The organism is Frankia sp. AgKG'84/4 (assembly GCF_023242965.2).
Classification (GTDB): Bacteria; Actinomycetota; Actinomycetes; order Frankiales; family Frankiaceae; genus Frankia.
In genome coordinates this window covers 1-818 of sequence record NZ_JALKFU020000909.1, presented here as the reverse complement: position 1 = coordinate 818, position 818 = coordinate 1, and the positions used below count along the sequence as shown (strand labels likewise).

The 818-nt window shown below is 74.1% G+C and carries 2 protein-coding genes; one reads left to right on the top strand and one right to left on the bottom strand.

The genetic code is table 11. The annotated features are described in order from the left end of the window. A partial coding sequence (locus MXD58_RS25965; RefSeq protein ID WP_250610352.1) for a helix-turn-helix transcriptional regulator occupies window positions 1–335 on the bottom strand: 335 nt, incomplete at its 3' end. 99 nt (window positions 336–434) lie between these two features. On the opposite strand from MXD58_RS25965, the gene MXD58_RS25960 reads away from it, so the two are divergent. After that, a partial coding sequence (locus tag MXD58_RS25960; protein ID WP_250610350.1) for a VOC family protein occupies window positions 435–818 on the top strand: 384 nt, incomplete at its 3' end.

Sequence of the window (818 nt, the reverse complement as noted above, 5' to 3'; positions counted from 1 at the left end):
GGCGGCGGGAGCGCGGCGAGGAGCTTCAGCTCGGCGGTCGCGGCGAGGGCGCCGAGGCCGAGGTCGTCGGCGGCGGTCGGCAGGCCGGCGAGGAACAGCGAGTCGGCCTCGTCGGCGGTCAGGCCGGTGAGGCGGGTGCGGTAGCCGGCGAGGAGCCGGTATCCGCCGGCGGCGCCACGGTCGGCGACGACGGGCACCCCGGCCTCGGCCAGGGACTCCAGGTCGCGGTGGACCGTGCGGACGGAGACCGCCAGCTCCTCGGCGAGCTGGCGTGCCGTCAGCTTGCCGCGCGTCTGCAGCAGCATCAGGACGGAAAGCAGCCGGCTGGCGCGCATGGGGCCGATTCTCCCGCGGCAATCCTGACAGGAGAAGTCAGGTATCCGGTCAAGGATGGGCCAGGTCAGCGACTCGCCAGACCGGAAGGAAGATTCACTATGGGGACGACGGAGACCGTGGCCACGGCTACCTGGACCGGCCTGATGCTGGACTGTCCGGACGCCAGGGAGCTTGCCGGTTTCTACGGCGAGCTCACCGGCTGGGGCGTGGCCGGCGCCGACGACGGCGGCGCCTGGGCCTACCTGACGCCGCCCGGCACGGAGGCCATGATCGGATTCCAGCAGGTGGCGGACTACCAGCCGCCGCGCTGGCCGGGCCAGGACGCGCCGCAGCAGTTCCACCTGGATTTCCGGGTCGCCGACCTGGCGGCGGCCGTCGGCCTGGCACGGCGCCTCGGCGCCACCGAGGCCGAACACCAGCCCGGCGGCGAGCGGTGGCGGGTGATGCTGGACCCGGCCGGCCACCCGTTCTGCCTCTGCCCG